Raw genomic sequence first — 19,211 nt, forward strand, 5'->3', positions numbered from 1 at the left:
ACACGGGCGGCGCATCCCTATGCGCGCTCCGGTGATAACAGCTGGGGAGTGTAGCGGTGCTTTCAAGCGCGCATGGGCAGCAGGGATGGCAGAAATTTCAGCAAAAAATCACCTCCATCACATACTCAACAATCACTTCAAGCTATCAAATCAGGACTCTTCAGTTTTGCTCTTCGTCGTCCGGCATGCGCAATGGAGCGGGCGTCTCTCCGACGCCACTGCGCTGGGCACGCGGGTGGGCTTTTTCATAGGCCCGGGCCAGATGCTGGAAATCCAGTCGCGTATATATCTGCGTGGTGGCAATGCTGGAATGCCCGAGCAGCTCCTGCACGGCACGCAGATCGCCACTGGACTGCAGCATATGACTGGCAAAGGAGTGACGCAGCACATGCGGGTGCACGCCGGTCGCAAGCCCCGCCTGCTGGCCTCGCTGCTTGAGACGTGACCAGACCGACTGGGCGCTGAGCCTCTCGCCCCGGCGACCAACGAACAAGGCAGCTTCGTCCTGTGCCTTGAGCTGTGCAGTCCCGACCAGCCCGCTGCTGCGCAGGGCCAGCCAGCGCTGCAAGGCCTCGATTGCCATTCGCCCCACGGGCACGATGCGGCGCTTGCTGCCCTTGCCCTGAACATGGGCGTCACCCGCCTCCAGATCAATCCAGCCTCTGCCTTCATGCCGGCTATTCTGGTCGGGGCGCAGATCCAGCCCCACCAGTTCGGCCACACGCAAGCCACAGCTGTAGAGCAGCTCGGTCATGGCGACGTCACGCGCCTCCATCCATGGATCAGCTTCGGGATTCTGAAAGCTGGCCAATTGCACGGCATCGTCCACCGCCAGAGCCTTGGGAAGAGGCTTGGCAGCCTTGGGGCCGCGCACACCCTCCACGGGATTGAAAGGGACCAGCTCCCGCTGGGCCGCCCAGCGGAAAAAGCTGCGCCAGCCCGAAAGAATCAGTGCGATACCGCGTGCACTGCGGCCGGCGCCATGCATTTGCGCAGCAAAGCGGCGGATATGCGAGGGTTGCAGCGTCAAAAGCTCCCGAGCTGCCGCCTGTGCAAAGCTCTGCAGCTTGATCAGGTCCAGCGCATACAGCGTATGCGTGCGCTCGGCCAGGCGCTTTTGCACACGCACATGCTCCAGATAGCTGTGGACAACTTCCGGAAGCTGCGCGTACTGCTCCTCAAAAGAGGGCTGCTCGCGCTCTTGCATCGGTATCTACCCCCTTTTGCAGCCTCAGCCGTGCGCCAGCGTCAGCGCAGGAGCGCGCATGCGCGAGAGCGAGGCACTGGCCAGCTCGGAGATCCGTGAAAGGAATTCAAGGCCCATGGTGGCATCGAAGCGCAACGGGTCGGGCGATCCCAGCACCAGCATGCCAAAGGCGTTGGAAGTACTGTCCATGGCACCGTCATGCAGGGTCAGCAGCGCGACCGACTGCACCGCATTGGGGTTGGGCAGCCAGGTCACGGGTTCGAAGCCCATATTGGGGCCGCAGAACGGCATGGTCAGAGACGAAGCAAAGGCCTTGGCATCATCGCTGACTCCCATGGTGTAGACGGTGCCGCTGTGCGCGCCCGCCACATTCCACAGACGCAGTGCGACCTGGGGGACATCAAACGTGTGCTGCAGGCTGGCGGTGAGCGCATGGGGCAGCTCGCGCAGGTCCTGCACCTTGACCAGGGCATGGGTCCACTGATGAATCTTGTTGGCGATGGAAGCGTTCTCGCTGCCATGGCGCACCATGTCCATGATGCGATGCTCCAGACCCTTGATCTTTTCGCGCAGCATCTCGGCCTGACGTTCCTGCAGGCTGACGGCACGTGGGCCATGGCCGCTGATCAAACGCACGCCTGTCAGCATCTCGGCATGGCGCTCGAAGAAATCGGGGTTTTCCTGAAGGTAGTCGGCAATCGACTCTTCGGTCATGGCGGTATCGGTCAAGCTGTTCATAAGGTATCAGGTATGTCGATCTGGCCTTCAAAAACAAATTCGGCAGGGCCGGTCATGCGCACGCGATCGTGCGCACCGCCAGCCCATTCAATGGTCAGCAGACCGCCGCGGGTATGCACATCGACACGCTGGTCGAGCAGCCCCCAGCCAATGCCGGCCACCACGGCGGCACAAGCCCCCGTACCGCAGGCCAGGGTCTCGCCGGCACCACGTTCATAGACACGCAAGCGGACTTCAGCACGGTTGAGAATCTGCATGAAGCCGGCGTTCACACGCTGAGGGAAACGGACGTGGCTTTCGATCAGCGGTCCGTGGACCTCCACCGCAGCGGCATTCACGTCGTCCACCAGTTGCACCGCGTGCGGGTTGCCCATGGAAACGGCTGCTATCCAGACTGTAGCTGGCTGCACAGGCGTATCAAGCGTCAGAGGCCATTTTTGTGTCGAACCCAGAGTTTCGACCTGCAGACCGTCGGTCGTGAACGGCACCTTGGCCGGATCCAGCTGGGGCGCACCCATATCGACCGTGACGCGGCCATTGCCATGAATTTCGGGGGCGATGACGCCCGAGAGGGTCTGCACGCGGATCACGCTCTTGTCGGTCAGACCCTTGTCATGTACATAGCGCGCAAAACAGCGTGCGCCGTTTCCGCACTGCTCGACCTCGCCACCGTCGGCGTTGTGGATGACATATTCAAAGTCCACGCCCTCTGCGGGTGCCGGGCGCACCGTCAGGATCTGGTCGGCACCCACGCCAAAGTGACGATTGGCCAGGTAGCGGTACTGGGCGGTGCTCAAGCCCAGGCGAGCCTGGGTTTCGTCGAGCACGACAAAGTCATTGCCCGCACCTTGCATCTTGGTAAAGCGAATCTGCATGATGCCTCACATTATCGCGCCGGGCGCAGGATCTGCGCCAGGCCATGGGATCAGCGATACAGCTTTTGCAACAACTCCATGAGTTGCACCTGCTCAGCAGCACTCAGATGCGCGATGGCACGGGTCTCGCTGCTCTTGAGCTCGGGCTCGGCCGTATCCACCAGCTCGCGCCCTGCAGCGGTCAGATACAGACCCGTGGCGCGGCCGTCTCGCGGGTGCGGACGCCGCTCCAGAAAGCCACGTTTGCCCAACGCATCGATCATGCCCACCATATTCGGCGGCAGCACGGCCAGTTGCTGACAGAGCTGACGCGAGGTGATGCCCGGATTGCTGCCCACAAGAGACAGCACGGAGAACTCGACGATCTTGAGGTCAAAACGCTCCATGCAGCGCATGAAAACTCCCACCAGTGCCAGCGAGGCGCGCCTGGCGTTGTAGCCCAGCAGGGACTCCAGAAAACTGGCATTGACCTGATCGACGGCAAAAACCTCGGCACTCTCCCTGGGCTCCTGCCCCGAGCCCGGGATGTCCAAACCCGCCTCTCTGGAGCGCGTGCCGCGCAAAGAACGTGCAAGTTTGGAGTCTGGTTCAGCAGTCTTGTGAGCGAGCATTGGCGATGTCAACTTCGAAGGCAAAAGAGCAATCCAGGAGCGCGATGAAAAGACTGCAATTGTGCCGGTCTTGCCTGCATCTTGCAGCCTTTTTGGTCAGTGAGCAGGGCTGAACAGCTGGTTGCCGTGTACGACGGAAGCCTGCGCCCACTGCGCCTTCATCAGAGTCAGACGCCAGTCCATTTCGGGCAATATGCGCTGCTGCACCTGCTTGCAGGGGCCTCGCCAGCGCTCACTATCCTCCCCCGCTGTGGCCGCAATACGTGCCCACGCCCAGCCCAGCAGCACCACGGCCACGCAGCGCAGATAGTCGTCGGCCACGCGCCAGGCCAGGGTGTCATCCTCCTTGCAGGCCTGTGCCAGCACCGTGGTGAAGTAGCGCAACTGGGCCAGGCAGCGCAGCACCTCTGCATCCAGCGCCCGACCTGCATCCAGGCTTTTGCGCAGGCCCAGCAGCCATTGACCCATGACCTGACCACCGTCCGGCAGCACCTTGCGCACCAGCAGATCGATGGCCTGAATTTCATTCGTGCCTTCGTAAATCATGGCCACGCGCGAATCACGCACGATCTGCTCTATGCCCCACTCGCGGATGTAGCCATGGCCGCCGAATACCTGCAGGCAGGCGCTGGAGCCCTCGAACGCCTGCTGGGTCCAGGCTGCCTTGAGCACGGGCGTGATCAGGCTGCACCACTGCAGGGCCTGATCACGCTCACGAGCGCTTTCGGCATGTCGCGCCACATCAAGATAAATACCGGTCTGGTAGGCGAGCACACGCCCGCCATCGACCCAGGCACGCTGCAGATCGAGCGTACGGCGAATAGCCGGATGCTCGATGATCAGATCCGCTGCATCATTCGGGCCACGCGAGTCCGGCACCGCCCCCGGTGCGCGCATCTGGCGGCGTTCCAGCGCATAGGCATGGGCCTTCTGCCATGCCGCATCCAGCAAACCTATGCCCTGCAGCGCCACATGCAGACGCGCGGCATTCATCATGACGAACATGGCGTTCAGTCCCGCGCCCGGCTGACCGATCAGCCAGCCTGCAGCCCCATCAAAGCGCATCACGCAGGTGGGGCTGCCATGCAGGCCCATTTTTTCCTCGATGCGCTCACAGACCACGCGGTTGCGCTCGCCACCTGGAAACAGCTTGGGTACGAGAAACAGCGACAAGCCCTTGGGCCCTGCGGCTGCCCCCGGCAGACGCGCCAGCACCAGATGCACGATGTTCTCGCTCAGATCATGCTCGCCCCCCGAAATGAAAATCTTGCTACCACTGACCTCGAAGCGTTCGCCCAACTCGGACACGCCAGCCGGCACAGCCTGGCTGCGAACCTGTCCCAGATCGCTGCCCGCATGGGCCTCCGTCAGGCACATGGTTGCCAGCCATTCGCCGCTGGCCACCTTGGGCAGATAGGCGGCCTTGAGCGCATCGCTGCCATGGTGCTTGAGGCACTCATAAGCACCATGCAGCAAGCCCGGCGCCATGGTCCAGCCATGGTTGGCGGCACTCAGCCATTCGTACAGCACGCCTTCCAGCACCCAGGGCAGCCCCTGGCCGCCGTCCTCCTCGGCACAGGCCAGTGCAGGCCAGCCCGCCTGCCAGAAGTCCTGATATGCCTGGGCAAATCCAGGCGGCGTGGTGACCTTGCCCGCTGCAAACTGCACGCCGACCTCATCGCCTTCACGCGACAACGGCGCCACCACCTCACCCACCCATTTGCCGGCCTCCTCCAGCACCTGCTGCATCAGCCCCCGGTCTGTTGCGGCATGCACAGGCAGTTGCTGCAGCTGCTCATCGGCCTTGAGCACATCGAAAAGAAGAAAAGCGTTATCGGCGCTGGCGGGCAAATAGGACATACAAAACCGGCTGCCAAGCAGCAAATAAAAATCTCTAAAGGCTGCCCCATTCATGCCGAAGCGCGGCCCAAGCCAGGGATGCCAAGCAAGGGCCGCCCCGCAGCGAGGGCATCATCTCCCTCCCGCGCTGCGAGAGAGGGGGAAGCCGCAAAGCGGCTCTGGGGGTGATCAGGTATCAGCCGTAAAGCCAATCTGCTTGACCAGAGGGCCCCAGCGCTCGAACTCGGCCTGCTGCGAACGGGCCATTTCCTCGGGCGTGGAGCTGGTGGCAATCAGGCCGACCACCCCCACGCTTTCCTTGAGCGCATCGCTCTTGAGCGCTGCCGTGATGGCCGCATGGGCGCGTGCACGCACATCGGCGGGCGTCCTGGCATTGGCATAAAAGCCAAACCATTCCTCGGCCGTCAGGTCGGCAAAGCCCTGCTCGGCAAAGGTGGGCACATTGGGCAGATAGGGGTTGCGCTGAGGTCCGCTGGTGGCCAGCACGCGCAGCTTGCCGGCCTTGTAGTAGCTCAGGAAGTCGCCGCTGGGGCCCATCACGGCAGCAATCTGACCACCGGCCAGGTCGGACACTGCAGGCGCCGTGCCGCGGTAAGGCACATGGCTGAGCTTGATGCCCGAACGCAGGCTGAGCAGGGAGCCAATCAGATGCGGCTGGGTACCGGCACCGGGGCTGCCGAAGCTGGCCTTGTCGGGGTTGTTCTTGCACCATGCCAGAAAATCCTTGAGCGTCTTGACCTCGGCCGGCACGGCGGGGCCGACCGCCAGACCGTGGTGCATGATGGCCCCAATCGAAATCGGCTCGAAATCCTTGGCCTGATAGGTCAGCTTGCTATAGATATGCGGGTAGATGGAGAAGGCCGAGACCTGGGACAGCACGATGACCGAGCCATCCCCCACGGAGTTGCGCAGATTCTCCAGTGCGATGCGGCCACCGGCACCGGGCTTGTTTTCCACCACGCCCATGTTCTTGGAGTAGCTGGTGCCGCCGATCTTTTCGGCCACGCGGCGCGCCACCGAGTCACCGGCACTGCCTGCGGGGAAGCCGTACAGAATGCGCACCTGCTCCAGCGGTCCACTACCCTGTGCATAAGCATTGCGGCCAGCGATGCTGCCGAATGCGGCCAGCGCTGCACCAGCGCCCAGGCCTTTGACGAAATTGCGACGATCTTGCATGGTTTGTCTCCTCTATTGTTCGATCGCTATATGCAGGCTTGAGCCTGTCTGAAAAATCCCGACCCGAATGCTATTCGATACCAAGGGGTCATCAGGAATCGCCCGTAAAACCGATCTGCTTGACCAGCGGGCCCCAGCGCTCGAACTCTGCCTGCTGCGAACGGGCCATTTCCTCGGGCGTGGAGCTGGTGGCAATCAGGCCGACCACGCCCAGGCTTTCCTTGAGCGCGTCACTCTTGAGCGCTGCCGTGATGGCCGCATGGGCGCGTGCACGCACATCGGCGGGCGTCCTGGCATTGGCATAAAAGCCAAACCACTCCTCGGCCGTCAGGTCGGCAAAGCCCTGCTCGGCAAACGTGGGCACATTGGGCAGATAGGGGTTGCGCTGCGGTCCGCTGGTGGCCAGCACGCGCAGCTTGCCGGCCTTGTAATAGCTCAGGTAGTCGCCGCAGGTGCCCATGATGGCTGCGATCTGACCGCCCACGACGTCCGAGACGCCGGGCGCCATGCCGCGATAAGGCGCATGGCTGAGCCTGACGCCGGAGCGCAGGCTCAGCAGCGCCCCCAGCAGATGCGGCTGGCTGCCGGCACCGGGGCTACCGAAACTGGCCTTGTCGGGGTTGTTCTTGCACCAGGTCAGAAAATCCTTGAGCGTCTTGACCTCGGCCGGCACGGCAGGGCCGACCGCCAGACCGTGGTGCATGATGGCTCCGATGGAAATCGGCTCGAAGTCCTTGGCCTGATAGGTCAGCTTGCTATAGATATGCGGATAGATGGAGAAGGCCGAGACCTGGGACAGCGCAATCACCGAGCCATCTCCCACGGAGTTGCGCAGATTCTCCAGCGCAATGCGGCCGCCGGCTCCGGGCTTGTTTTCCACCACGCCCATATTTCTGGTGTAGCTGCTGCCGCCCATTTTTTCGGCCACGCGGCGGGCAACCGAATCACCGGCGCTGCCTGCGGGAAAGCCATAAAGAATGCGCACCTGCTCCAGCGGGCCGCCGCCCTGGGCATAGGCGCTGCGGCTGGCGATGCCGCCGAACGCGGCCAGCGCGGCACCAGCGCCCAGCCCTTTGACGAAATTGCGACGACCTTGCATGACTTGTCTCCTGCCTGAAATACGGACTCTTCGGTCCTGTGGAATCAATACACGTCTCGATAACAAACCAGCGGGCTGTCACCAGCCCGCCCTGTCTCAGCGCGGAGCCATGCGCAGCGCACCATCCAGCCGAATCACCTCGCCATTGAGATGATCGTTGTGCACGATATGCACGGCCAGATCGGCAAACTCCGAAGGCTTGCCCAGGCGCGAAGGAAAGGGAATGGATGCTGCCAGCGACTGCTGCACGGGCTCGGGCAATTCCTTCATCAACGGGGTGGCGAACAGGCCTGGTGCCACGGTGCAGACACGAATGCCGTGCTGGGCCAGATCACGCGCCATGGGCAGCGTCATGCCGACCAATCCGCCCTTGGATGCGCTGTAAGCCTGCTGCCCCACCTGGCCATCGAAGGCAGCCACCGAGGCGGTATAGAGAATCACGCCGCGCGCGCCATCCTCCAGCGCCGCCAGCTTGGCGCAGCGTGCGGCAAACAGCCGCGTCATGTTGTAGCTGCCGACAAGGTTGACGCGGATCACGCGTTCAAAGTCTTCCAGCGGCGCGGGCTCGCCATCGCGGCCGATCACGCGCTTGGCCGTGCCGATGCCGGCCACATTCATGAGAACGCGTGCATCCGAGCCCCATTGCTCGCGAACGGCATCCAGCGCGGCCGTGACGCTGGCCGCATCGCAGATATCGCACTCCAGCGCCAGCCCGCCGATCTCGGCAGCCACCGCCTTGGCCTTGTCGAGCTGACGATCCAGCACCGCCACCCTTGCGCCTGCGGCAGCGAGCGCACGCGCCGTGGCCTCACCGAGGCCGGAGGCGCCGCCGGTGACGATGGCAATCTGATCCTGAACTTGCATATCACTATCCTTTTAAAAGCTGCTTATGCTTTGTGTTATCGGGCCCAAGCCTGTTCTGGCTCAGAAATTGGGCTTCAGGATCAGGGCCAGCGTTTCGTCATAGAGGCCGGCCACCACGTCGGCGCGATGCTGGAGCACGGCACGCTGGTTGATGGAGCCCTTGTCCGTGACTTCGCCCAGGTCCAGCGATGGCGGCCTGATCGCAGCCACTGCCCGCGCAATGCGGGTGGCGCTGCCGGTGGCCGTCTGCGCCAGCTGGTTCAGAACCGTCTGCAGATGCTGCTGCACTGGCTCGCTGTGCATGATCTGCTCCAGCGTCGCCCCCGCTTCCAGGCCACTTAAGGCCGCACAGGCCGGAGTCCCGAAAACGATGGCACCGACCTCCTTGCGATCCAGGCCGGTCAGCACCACGTCCTGGATATAGGGGGCGCCTGCGTGAATGATCCTCGCGCGCAGCGGCCCCACATTGACGAATGTGCCCGTGGCCAGCTTGAAGTCCTCGGCAATGCGGCCGTCAAAGCGCAGGCCCTGGTTTCGATCCTGCGGGTCGCGCCACTGCACGGCGTCGCCGGTGCGGAAGAATCCGTCCTCGTCAAACGCCTCGTGCGTCGCTTCAGGCGCGCGCCAGTAGCCAGGCGTGACATTCGGTCCGCGATAGCGAACCTCCAGCTTGCCATCCACAGGCGCCAGCTTGAGCTCCAGACCCGGCACCGGTACGCCCAGGTCTCCGGAGCGCACGTCGGGACGGTTGATGAACAGGGCCGATGGCGAGGACTCGGTCATGCCCAGGCCGGTTCCCATCACGATGCGCTCGCCGCACTCGGCCTCCTGCGTGCGGTGCAGGCTATCCCAGACGGGCTGGGCCAGAGAGGCTCCGGCATAGAAGAACATCTTGACGCGCCTGAGCAGGCTGCTGCGCAACTGCGCATCGCTCTCCATGGCACGGGCGATGTATTCGAAGCCCGTGGGTACGTTGAAGTAGACGGTGGGAGAGATCTCGCGCAGATTGCGCAGCGTCTCGGCAATGCCTGCCGCCGTCGGTTTGCCTTCGTCGATGTAGACCGTGCCGCCGTGATAGAGCGCGAGACCGATGTTCTTGTTGCCTCCGAAAGTGTGATTCCAGGGCAGCCAGTCCACCAGCACGGGCGGGCCTTTGACCATATCGGGCATGGTCTGGGCAATCTGCTGCTGGTTGGCGCACCACATTCCGTGAGTGTTGATCACGGCCTTGGGCAGCTTGGTCGATCCCGAGGTGAACAGGAACTTGGTGATGGTGTCGGGCCCGGTAGCCTGCATGGCGACATCCACCGCAGCTGTAGGCACGGTTGCCAGCAGGTCGGCAAACAAGGTACAGGTCTGGGCATCGACGGCCGGCTTGCGGTAAACCACCTCACAGCCCTCGGGCAGCACGGCGCGTACCGCCTTGTCATAACGCGCCGCATCGGCGGCAAAGATCAGGCCGGGCGTGAGCGTATCGACCACATGGCGCAACTTGGCGTAATCGGTGCTGACCAGTGAATAGGCCGTGGAGACCGAGCAATAGGGCACGCCTGCATACAGGCAGCCCATGGCCAGCATGGCATGGTCTAGATCGTTCTCGCTGAGGATGATGACGGGACGCTCTGCCGATAGCTTTCTGTCCAGCAAGGACTGCGCAATGCTGCGCGCCGCTGCCAGCGTCTGGGCATAGCCGATGCGCTGCCAATCACCGGTGCTGCCGTCGGCCAGCCGTTGCCGCTGGGCGATGAAGGTCTGCTGCGGCGTGGTCTGCGCCCAGTGCACCAGCCTGTCGGTCATGCGCGCTGCGTGCTCTGCCAGCGCCCGGTCGGAGCGCACGTAGAAAGTGCCGTCGCCTGCCTCCCTGACCTGGATGCTGCGCACGCCGAACTCCAGCTCACGGTAGCGGGGCCTGTCACCCTCTACTGCCTGACCGAGGGCCTGCATGGCTGTGTTTGTCTCCTGCATTGTCTTTGTCTCCACAGCGTTATTTTTTGAGAGTGCTTTCAGTCCTTGCTGACCTTGGCGGCCCGCCCGGACAGAAACTCCTGCAAACGGAACTTGGCTTCTGGCGCGCTCTGTGCCACGGCAGCCATCAGAGCTTCTGTCATCAGCCCCTGATCGGCGGGCTGATCAGCAATCCGGGGCAACGCGTGCATCAGGGCGTAATTGGTCATGGGGGCGTTTTCGGCAATGCGCAGCGCCAGCTCCACGGCCTTGTCCAGCGCATGCCCTTCGGGCACCAGATATTGCGACAGACCGATGCGCTCCCCCTCTTCGGCCTTGTACACACGGCCCGTGAACATCATGTCGGCCATACGCGCGGCTCCGATCAGGCGCGGGATGCGCACCGAGCCGCCACCGCCGACGAAAATGCCGCGCGAACCTTCGGGCAAGGCATAGAAGGTACTGCTGTCGGCCACACGGATATGGCAGGCGCTGGCCAGCTCCAGGCCGCCCCCCACCACGGCACCATGCAGGGCGGCGACAACGGGCACCGCGCCGAACTGCACCTGGCGCAGCGCCTCATGCCACATGCGTGAGTGCAGAACGCCCTGGGCCGCATCGCGTTCGCTGAGCTCGCTCAGGTCCAGGCCGGCGCAGAAATGCGGGCCATCGCCATCCACCACGGCCGCGCGCACGCTGGCGGGCAGATTCATGAACACATCGCGCAGACCCATCACCAGCCCATCGGACAAGGCGTTGCGCTTGGCGGCGCGCATCAGGCGAATGACGGCGACCTGCTCGGCTTCGCCACGGAACTCAACTGCAATTTCTTTATGAGTCATAACCATTCCTTTTGCATCATTATTGTTATTTCAAATAACTAAATGCAAGACATCCTCGGCCATTTGCTCTCAGTGCTTTCCCCGATTCGCGCAGCAGGAATGCACAACTAGTCCAGGTGTGACATTCACGAACGCGGCGACTTCGCATAATGTGACCTCATGACATCACCCAGCCAGCCCCGCCCCAGCCAGTTGCTTCAGCCCCAGCGCGCGCCAGTTCCCGCGCGCGATGCTTCCACGCTTTTGTTGCTGCGCGACTGCGCCGACGGCAAGGGTTTTGAAGTGTTGATGACAAGGCGTGCCGATCAAGGCATCTTTGCCAATGCCTATGTTTTCCCCGGTGGCGGTCAGGAAGATGAAGATGCAGCCCCGGCCAGTCATGCGCTGGCGCGCGTGCGTCCCAGCATGATCGCCGAGGCGGGAGAAGAACGCATTACCCAGGCTCTGACAGGCATTCGCGAGACTTTTGAGGAGCTGGGCATCCTGCTGGCCTATGACCAGGCCGGCCAACCCGTTCCACCGGCCCAAGTTCAGCAACTGGACCGCAAGGCATCGCTGTATGAGCAATGCCGCGCGCGCGGCTGGACGTTGGCCGTGGACCAGCTCTGGTATCTGGCCCACTGGACCGCACCATTGGACCTGCCCAAGCGCTTTAACGTGCCGTTCTTTGTGGCCCGCATGCCCGAGGGTCAAACGGCGGTGGCCGACGAAACCGAGCAGTTCGAGCCCATCTGGATTTCTCCGCAGGATGCGATTGCGCGCTTTGAAGAGAAAAAACTGTTCATCCTCTTCCCCACCCAGCGTACATTGCAGCGCATAGCTCACCAGCCTGATACCCAGGCCGTGATCCACGCCCTGCTAAGCGAGAAACCGCTGTGGCAGGCCTGCCCCCGTGGCGGCCACCTGAAAGGCAAAGACACACGCCATACCGAAACCGATATGGCCTATGGCGAGCTGGAAATGGTGCTGCCCGACGGCCACGGCATTCACCATCTGGACTGGCAGCCTGAAAAAGCCGTGCCGCTGCGCAAGAACCTGCTGCGCCTGACGGCCCCCAACTCCGGCATGATGACCGGCCCCGGCACCAACAGCTATCTGGTCGGCGATACGCATACGGGCTATATCGCCATCGACCCCGGCCCGGACGATGCCGAACATCTGCAGCGCCTGCACGATGCCGCCGGCGGCGATATCCGCTACATCGTCTGCACCCATTCCCACCCCGATCACTCGCCGGGCGCCGCGCCGCTGCAGGCCATGGTCCTGCTTTCCGGCCATGCCAGGCCTCCCATCATGGGCCTGCCGTCGGCGCCCACAGCGCGCGCCAACAGTCGCTTCAGACCCGAGGTGACGCTACGGGACGGAGAGCGCATCACGCTTACCGGACAAGACACAGAGGGCGAAATCACGCATACGCTGCACGCCATCTTCACGCCCGGCCACGCGGCCAACCACCTGTGCTTTCTGCTGGAGGAGGACGCGCTGCTGTTCAGTGGCGATCACATCCTCAATGGCAGCACCACCGTCATCAGCCCGCCGGACGGCAATATGATCGATTACCTCGATTCGCTGGACAGGCTCCACTCCATGTGCCTGGAGCATGGCATTCGCTACATCCTGCCCGCCCATGGCTATGTGCTGGGCTTCGCGCGACATCAGATCACCCGCCTCAAGGCCCACCGCCTGGCACGCGAGGCCAAGGTACATCAGGCCATGCGCACCAAGCCCGACGGCAGCATTCAGGACTGGGTGGCGATTGCCTACGCCGACACACCGCAAGCCCTGTGGCCCGTGGCCCAGCAATCGCTGCTGGCGCATGTGGAGCGCATTCAAAAGCTCTGCCTTGGCAGATAGCGCCCAGCGACCGCCGCGCTAGACCTGTGGACAACTAGGACATGGCCGGAGCATTAAGCTCTCGCCATGTCTGAATCCCTGCCTGAACAAGAAAGCATCCGCCTGGCCAAACGCGTGGCGGAGCAAGAACAATGCTCGCGCCGCGAGGCCGAGCTCCATATCGTCGCGGGCAATGTCCAGGTGGACGGCAAAGTGGTGCAAGTGCCCGAAACCCGCGTGCGCCCCGATCAGGTAGTGATCCTGCGCAAGGATGCCAAGCCTGAAGCCATTCCGCCCGTCACCATCCTGATGAACAAACCCGCGGGCATGACCCAGGGCCCGGCCTATGGCCGCGTGCGCAGCGCGCATTCGCTGCTGAACGAAGGCACCAAGGCCAAGCTGGATACGCCCATGCCCCAGCTGGTGCTGGATCATCACTTCAGGAATCTGGAGTCGTTTCTGACGATTCCCCTGCCCGCCAGCGGCCTCATCGTCTACACGCAGGACAAGCGCGTGGCACGCAAGCTGGCCGAGGAAGGCATGTGGCTGGAGCAGGAAATCATTGTCGGCGTGGAGGGCCAGATCATTGAAGATGGTCTGGAAATTCTGTACGAAGGTCTGCCCATTCCCGGCGGCAACGGCCATCGTCGCATGCCTCCCTGCCATGTGAGCTGGCAGAGCGAAAACCACCTGCGTTTCGCTCTCAAGGGCATTGCTCCCGAAGAGATCGAGAAAATGTGCGCCGCCATCGGCCTGACGGTGGTCAGCATGCGCCGACTGCGCCTTGGCCGCGTCTCTCTGGCCAAGGTGCCCGAGGGTCAGTGGCGCTATCTGATGCCCTGGGAAAGGTTCTAGACGTCTGCCCTCCAGGGGCGTCGCGGGCCACGCCACTGGCAAATGAGAATCATTCCGTAGAATGTGGGATTCCTGTGCTGCCGTCCGGCCTCCCGCATGCCCGCGCCCGTCTCTTCCTCCTCCCTGCTGAGCACCTTCCAGGACAGCTACCACGAGCTGGTTCGCTTCGTGGCGCGCCGCGCCGGCCCGCAGGCTGCGCGCGACCTGGTGCATGACGCCTGGATACGCCTGGCCGAACGCCAGCGCAGCGAAGACGGCACCGAAACACCAGACGGCCTGCCGCGCGCCTATCTCTACGCGGTGATGGAAAACATCGCCATCGACCATCTGCGCCATGGCCAGCGCACGACCGAGCGCTTTGACACCAGCGTGCGGGAAGGCGAGCCGCCCGCCCCGCTCAGCCCCGACGTGGCCGATACCCATTCCTACCGCCAGGCCCTGGCCGGGGTGGAAAGCGCACTGGCCCAGTTGCCCGCGCGCTGCCGCGACATCTTCCTGGCCGACCGCATCGAGGGCGCCTCGCATGCCGAGCTGGCGGCGCGCCACGGCGTCTCGGTCAAGACCGTGGAGCGCGAAGTCATGCGCGCCATGGACAGCGTGGAAGCCTCGCTGCGCCGCTGGCGCGGAGATGCTGCCGCACCCGCACCACGCACCGGCCGCCGCCGCGCCCTGTCCACCTTGCTGGGGATTGCGGGCCTGGGTGTCGGCAGCCAGGCCATCTGGCTGGCCTGGCGCCAGTGGATGCCGCAGTACCAGGTGCGGCTGGCCACGGCTACCGGCCGCCTGCTGACCCAGCCCCTTCCCGACGGCAGCAGTCTGACCCTGGACGCCGCCAGCCGCGCCGAGGTGGACTTCTACGCCACGCGCCGACAGGTCAGGCTGCTGGCCGGCAGCGCCTTCTTCGCCGTGGCGCGCGACACCGCGCGGCCCTTCAGCGTGCAGGCGCGGGGCGTGCAGGTCACCGTGCTGGGTACGCGCTTCGAGGTCGCGCTGGAGGACGATGCGGTGCTGGTCGCCGTCGATACAGGCCGTGTGCAGGTGCGCGACGGCAGCGGCGCCCGTCACGAATTGGGCGCAGGTCAGATGCTTCGCGTGGTGGCAGGGGAGACGGCCACCATCCAGACGGCTGCCACGGTGGCCGCCTGGCGGGAAGGCTGGCTGGACTTTCAGAACACGCCGCTGGCCGAGGTGGCGCGGCGCCTGGAGCGCTACAGCGCGCAGCCGCTGCGCGTGGCGCCCGATGCGGCCGCCCTGCCCGTGCTGGGGCGCGTGCGCATTGCGGCGACCCAAGGCTGGCTGCGCATGCTGCCGCGCACCCTGCCGGTCAGCGTGCAGGAAGAAGAGCAGGCAGGACTGGAACGTACCCTGGTCATCCGCCGCCGCAGTTGATGTGCTCGATCGCCTGGAGGTGCGCACAAGGTGTGAGGGAATTTGCGCGCCCGTTCGTAAAGGCATGAGGACCCCGGAACGCGAATCATCCGCAGCCCGGGAATCGCCATTGCCCAGCTCCGTCACGGGACCTTCCATGTCTTCATCTCCCTCCAAGCCTTCCCGCCTTGCCCGCCACCATGCGGTCGCGGCGACCATCGCACTGCTGGCCCTGCAGCTTCCTACCGGTGCCCAGGCCCAGGCAGCGCCGACCCCGGCCACCAGCACCGACTTCCACATTCCTGCCCAGCCGCTGGACCAGGCGCTCACCCAGCTGGCCCGCCAGGCCGGCCTGCAACTGCTGGCCGCGCCCGAGCTGGTGCAGGGCCGCCGCGCGCCCGCCGTGGAAGGGCGCCTGAGCACGGCCGCCGCCGTGGCCCGGCTGCTGCGTGGCAGCGGGCTGGAAGCCTATGTGCGCCAGGGCACGCTGGTGGTGGAAAAGCCCGCCGGCACCGTCGCCCTGCCCGAAGTCACGGTGTCCGCCGTGGGCGAGACCACGACCACCGAAGGCTCGGGCTCCTACACCACGGGACTGATGAGCACGTCCACCAAGCTGCCGCTGTCCATCCGCGAGACGCCCCAGTCGCTGACCGTGGTCACGCGCCAGAAGATGGACGACCAGGGCATGCTGTCCATCGACGATGTGGCCAACAGCACCACCGGCATTACCGTCAACCGCTGGAGCGACGACCGGGCACGCTATTTCTCGCGCGGCTTCGTGATCGGCTCCTTCCTGCAGGACGGCGTGCCCGTCTCGTATGAGACCGACACCGCCACCTACGACACCATGGCCATGTACGACCACGTGGAAGTGGTGCGCGGCCCCACGGGGCTGATGACGGGCGTGGGCGATCCATCGGGCACCATCAACTTCGTGCGCAAGCGCGCGCCGCGCAGCACCCAGCGCTCGGCCACGCTGCGCGGCGGCAGCTGGAACCAGGCAGTGGGTGAGGTCGATGTGGGCGGCGCCTTCAATGAGGACGGCACGGCGCGCGGGCGCGTCGTGGCCTCGCTGCAGTCGCGCGACCATTTCATCGACGGCTACAGCAGCAAGCGCCAGCTGCTGTACGGCACCGCCGAGTTCGACCTGGGCCGCGACACCACCCTGAGCGTGGGCGGCTCCTATGTCAACGAAGACAATCCCGGCTCGCAATGGATGGGCGTGCCCATGGGCTTCGATGGCTCCTTCCTCGACATTTCGCGGTCCAGGCGTTTCTCGCCGTCCTGGAGCAAATGGGACAAGAAGGAGGTCAGCCTCTTCGCCGACCTGGAGCACCGCTTCGACAGCGGCTGGAAGGCCAGGCTGGCCGCACGCGCCCTGCAGGCCAAGTCCGCGCTGGACGGGGCCTACCTGGTCTCGGGCGGCCTGGACGGCCAGGGCCGCACGCGCTACGACGTGGCCGGCGGCCTGTACGACTACGACAAGCGCCAGCTCAGCCTCGATGCTTCGGCCCAGGGCCCCGTGCGCCTGTTCGGCCGCGAGCATGACCTGGCCTTTGGCGTCAGCCGCCGCAGCATCCGCTGGAGCGACCAGGGCTACAGCTACCTGTCGCCCACGGGTGAATGGCTGATCGCCAATGGCGTCGATCCCTATACCTGGAACCCCGACTCGCTGGACCGCTCCGGCCTGCTGGCCGAAGACCTGTGGACGCGCCGCCAGAAGACCACGATGACTTCGGCCTACGCCACGGGCCGCTTCCTGCTGGCCGAGCCACTGAACCTGATCGCCGGCGCGCGCCTGGACTGGTACGACTTCACCAACGCCCAGCGCCAGGGCAGTTGGAGCCGGGAGCGCGAATTCAGCGAGAAGGCCCATGCCACGCCCTATGCGGCGCTGACCTATGACATCAACAAGACCTACTCGGCCTATGCCAGCTATACCAGCATCTTCCGGCCGCAGGATTTTCTGGATGTCTCGGGCAGCATGCTGGCGCCGGTGGAAGGCCGGAACTTCGAGCTGGGCCTCAAGGGCAGCTACCTGGACGAGCGCGTGAACCTGGCCGTTGCCGTGTTCAACACCGCGCAGGACAACCTGCCCCAGGCCATCGCGGACATCAACTCCTGCACGGTGAAGACCAATTGCTACCGCTCCGTGGGCAAGGTCAAGAGCAAGGGGCTGGACGTGGACATCAGCGGCGAGATCCTGCCACGCCTGAATGCCGGCTTTGGCTACACCTTCACCCAGGCCGAGATCGCCAGCGACAGCACCGAAGGCGCCAAGGGCGCTCCCTACGCCAGTTACACGCCGCGCCACCAGCTCAAGCTGTCGGCCATGTACCACCTGGGCGGCGGGCTGGGCGCATGGCGCGTGGGCGGCGGCCTGCGCTACCAGACCCGCACCACGTCCGAGTCGCTGACCAGCGCCGAGGGCTATGTCATCCGCCAGCCGGCCTATGCCGTCGCCGACCTGGTCATCGGCTATCGCGTGAACCGGCAGCTGGACCTGCAGATGAACGTCAGCAACCTGTTCGACCGCCGCTACTTCGAGACCCTGGGCACGAACAATGGCGGCAACTATTTCGGCGTGCCACGCAAGGTTCTGCTGACGGCCAAATACCAGTTCTGACCTGCCCATGAAAATGCCCCGCCAGTGGCGGGGCATGGAAAAAAGTGTGAAGCGCGCCGATAAGCCGGATTCTGTGCACAACGGTTGCCCGCCATGTGACCGCCATTAATCTTGGCCATCAGTCGCCCGATGGCTCGGTGCTACCTACCCGCACACTCCGGGGGCCCCGTCAACGTGTGCCTACTTGGTATTGCTGCGCGTAGAGATTGCCCGTTTCACCCTGGTTGGTCTGCCTTGCGGCACTCCTGCCAGACTCGTCTCTGTTGCTCTGATCCTCACCTCACGGTGGACAGCTGTTAGCTGCTACGCCGCCCTATGCAGTCCGGACGTTCCTCCAGTACGGCCTTTCGGCACTTGTACCAGCGGCGGTCTGGCGCACTTCACGGCGCGCATTATCCCGCGTTCAGAAAGAACTTGCACAGAACTCGCGCCTGAACTGCTCGGGCGGCAGGCCTGATTCGCGCTGGAACATGGCAATAAAGGCCGATGGCGTGCTGTAACCCAGGTCATAGGCGATCTGCTGCACGGTATGACCTGCCTCCAGCGCGTCGATGGCCTGCAGATAACGCATGCGCTGGCGCCATTCGCCCAGACTCATGCCCAGCTCACGCTGGCAGTGGCGGGCCAGGGTTCGTTCAGTCATGTGCACGGTTTCGGCCCATTCGGCCAGGCTGCGGTGGTCGTCGGGGCGCGCCTGCATGGCATCCAGCACCTGCACCAGCGCGGGATGCCGGGCCACGGGCAGAAAGCTCAGCTCCAGCGGCGTGGCTCGCAACTGGTCATGCACCACCCGGGCCAGCCGCAGGTCTGCGTCAGTCACCGGGATCTGCACGCCCCTGGCACCGAAGTCCGCGAGCACGGCTTTGACGATGGGTCCCAGCCGCATGCAGCCCGCCGTCTGCGGCAGGTCCGCACACAGATCAGGGGCCAGATAGACGGAACGGTACTGCACCGCATGCTGCAGATAGCAGCTGTGCACCACGCCTGGCGGAATCCACACCCCATGCTGCGGCGGACACAGGATATGGCCGCTGGGCACATCCATGCTCAGGCTGCCGTGGGCCGCATAGTTCAGATGTCCCCAGCGATGGCTGTGCGGCGGAGCCTCGCTGTGTTCGCCAAACTCGTCATAGCGGAAGTAATAGCTGCCAGGCACTTTGTCGGTGTCCAGTATCTGTACGGCATGGCGCTTGGCGACCTGTCCGGAAGTCGGGGCTGAGGCAGGCATGGGTTCGTCCGGCTTGAGTTATGAAATGTCTGAAATCAGCAATGCGCTTCAAATCCGTCAAGCGCATCATAAGCACCTCAAGGAG

General features: G+C 64.2%; 15 protein-coding genes and 1 other RNA gene. 4 read left to right on the plus strand and 12 right to left on the minus strand.

Going from position 1 to position 19,211, the window contains the following annotated elements; genetic code table 11:
• Nucleotides 1-160: 160 nt before the first annotated feature.
• From CTR2_RS24040 to CTR2_RS24085, 10 genes are all read right to left on the minus strand, one after another.
• On the minus strand, nt 161-1,207 hold the full coding sequence (locus CTR2_RS24040; protein WP_087080412.1) for a tyrosine recombinase XerC: 1,047 nt from the start codon (nt 1,205-1,207) through the stop codon (nt 161-163).
• Nucleotides 1,208-1,231: 24 nt separating this feature from the next.
• A complete protein-coding gene (locus CTR2_RS24045; protein WP_003069020.1) occupies nt 1,232-1,945 on the minus strand; it encodes a DUF484 family protein in 714 nt (237 codons plus the stop codon).
• Nucleotides 1,942-2,820, minus strand: coding sequence for a diaminopimelate epimerase (gene dapF / locus CTR2_RS24050; RefSeq protein ID WP_087080410.1), 879 nt, complete (start codon nt 2,818-2,820; stop codon nt 1,942-1,944). Before dapF ends, CTR2_RS24045 begins: the two co-directional genes overlap by 4 nt.
• A 50-nt stretch (nt 2,821-2,870) precedes the next feature.
• Nucleotides 2,871-3,431, minus strand: a complete 561-nt coding sequence (locus CTR2_RS24055; RefSeq protein WP_087080408.1) for a MarR family winged helix-turn-helix transcriptional regulator — start codon at nt 3,429-3,431, stop codon at nt 2,871-2,873.
• 96 nt (nt 3,432-3,527) lie between these two features.
• Nucleotides 3,528-5,291: an acyl-CoA dehydrogenase family protein gene (locus tag CTR2_RS24060; RefSeq protein WP_087080407.1), complete on the minus strand. Its 1,764-nt coding sequence runs from the start codon at nt 5,289-5,291 to the stop codon at nt 3,528-3,530.
• A gap of 168 nt (nt 5,292-5,459) precedes the next feature.
• Complete coding sequence (locus tag CTR2_RS24065; RefSeq protein ID WP_087080405.1) at nt 5,460-6,467, minus strand: Bug family tripartite tricarboxylate transporter substrate binding protein; 1,008 nt, start codon at nt 6,465-6,467, stop codon at nt 5,460-5,462.
• Nucleotides 6,468-6,558: 91 nt separating this feature from the next.
• Nucleotides 6,559-7,566 carry a Bug family tripartite tricarboxylate transporter substrate binding protein gene (locus tag CTR2_RS24070; RefSeq protein ID WP_087080403.1) on the minus strand — a complete coding sequence of 336 codons (1,008 nt, stop codon included), beginning with the start codon at nt 7,564-7,566 and terminating at the stop codon, nt 6,559-6,561.
• Between the two features lie 96 nt (nt 7,567-7,662).
• The gene (locus CTR2_RS24075) at nt 7,663-8,430 is read right to left on the minus strand and encodes an SDR family NAD(P)-dependent oxidoreductase (protein ID WP_087080401.1); all 768 of its coding nucleotides are present in this window, start codon (nt 8,428-8,430) and stop codon (nt 7,663-7,665) included.
• Nucleotides 8,431-8,490: 60 nt separating this feature from the next.
• Nucleotides 8,491-10,395, minus strand: coding sequence for a feruloyl-CoA synthase (locus tag CTR2_RS24080; protein WP_087080399.1), 1,905 nt, complete (start codon nt 10,393-10,395; stop codon nt 8,491-8,493).
• A gap of 38 nt (nt 10,396-10,433) precedes the next feature.
• Nucleotides 10,434-11,216: a crotonase/enoyl-CoA hydratase family protein gene (locus tag CTR2_RS24085; RefSeq protein ID WP_087080397.1), complete on the minus strand. Its 783-nt coding sequence runs from the start codon at nt 11,214-11,216 to the stop codon at nt 10,434-10,436.
• A gap of 159 nt (nt 11,217-11,375) precedes the next feature.
• Between CTR2_RS24085 and CTR2_RS24090 the strand changes: the two genes are divergently transcribed.
• From CTR2_RS24090 to CTR2_RS24105, 4 genes are all read left to right on the plus strand, one after another.
• Nucleotides 11,376-13,070: an MBL fold metallo-hydrolase gene (locus CTR2_RS24090; protein ID WP_087080395.1), complete on the plus strand. Its 1,695-nt coding sequence runs from the start codon at nt 11,376-11,378 to the stop codon at nt 13,068-13,070.
• A 66-nt stretch (nt 13,071-13,136) separates the two neighbouring features.
• Nucleotides 13,137-13,904, plus strand: a complete 768-nt coding sequence (locus CTR2_RS24095) for a pseudouridine synthase (RefSeq protein WP_087080393.1) — start codon at nt 13,137-13,139, stop codon at nt 13,902-13,904.
• A gap of 96 nt (nt 13,905-14,000) precedes the next feature.
• Nucleotides 14,001-15,293 (plus strand): sigma-70 family RNA polymerase sigma factor, encoded by a 1,293-nt coding sequence (locus CTR2_RS24100; RefSeq protein ID WP_087080391.1) that lies wholly within the window; start codon nt 14,001-14,003, stop codon nt 15,291-15,293.
• Between the two features lie 136 nt (nt 15,294-15,429).
• On the plus strand, nt 15,430-17,898 hold the full coding sequence (locus CTR2_RS24105) for a TonB-dependent siderophore receptor (protein WP_087080389.1): 2,469 nt from the start codon (nt 15,430-15,432) through the stop codon (nt 17,896-17,898).
• Nucleotides 17,899-17,942: 44 nt separating this feature from the next.
• On the opposite strand, the gene rnpB is transcribed toward CTR2_RS24105, so the two are convergent.
• Both rnpB and CTR2_RS24115 read right to left on the minus strand, forming a co-directional pair.
• An RNA gene (gene rnpB / locus CTR2_RS24110) (RNase P RNA component class A) lies at nt 17,943-18,280 on the minus strand.
• Between the two features lie 21 nt (nt 18,281-18,301).
• The gene (locus tag CTR2_RS24115; RefSeq protein WP_087080387.1) at nt 18,302-19,126 is read right to left on the minus strand and encodes an AraC family transcriptional regulator; all 825 of its coding nucleotides are present in this window, start codon (nt 19,124-19,126) and stop codon (nt 18,302-18,304) included.
• Between the last annotated feature and the right edge of the window lie 85 nt (nt 19,127-19,211).

The organism is Comamonas thiooxydans, from assembly GCF_002157685.2.
GTDB lineage: Bacteria > Pseudomonadota > Gammaproteobacteria > Burkholderiales > Burkholderiaceae_C > Comamonas > Comamonas testosteroni_H.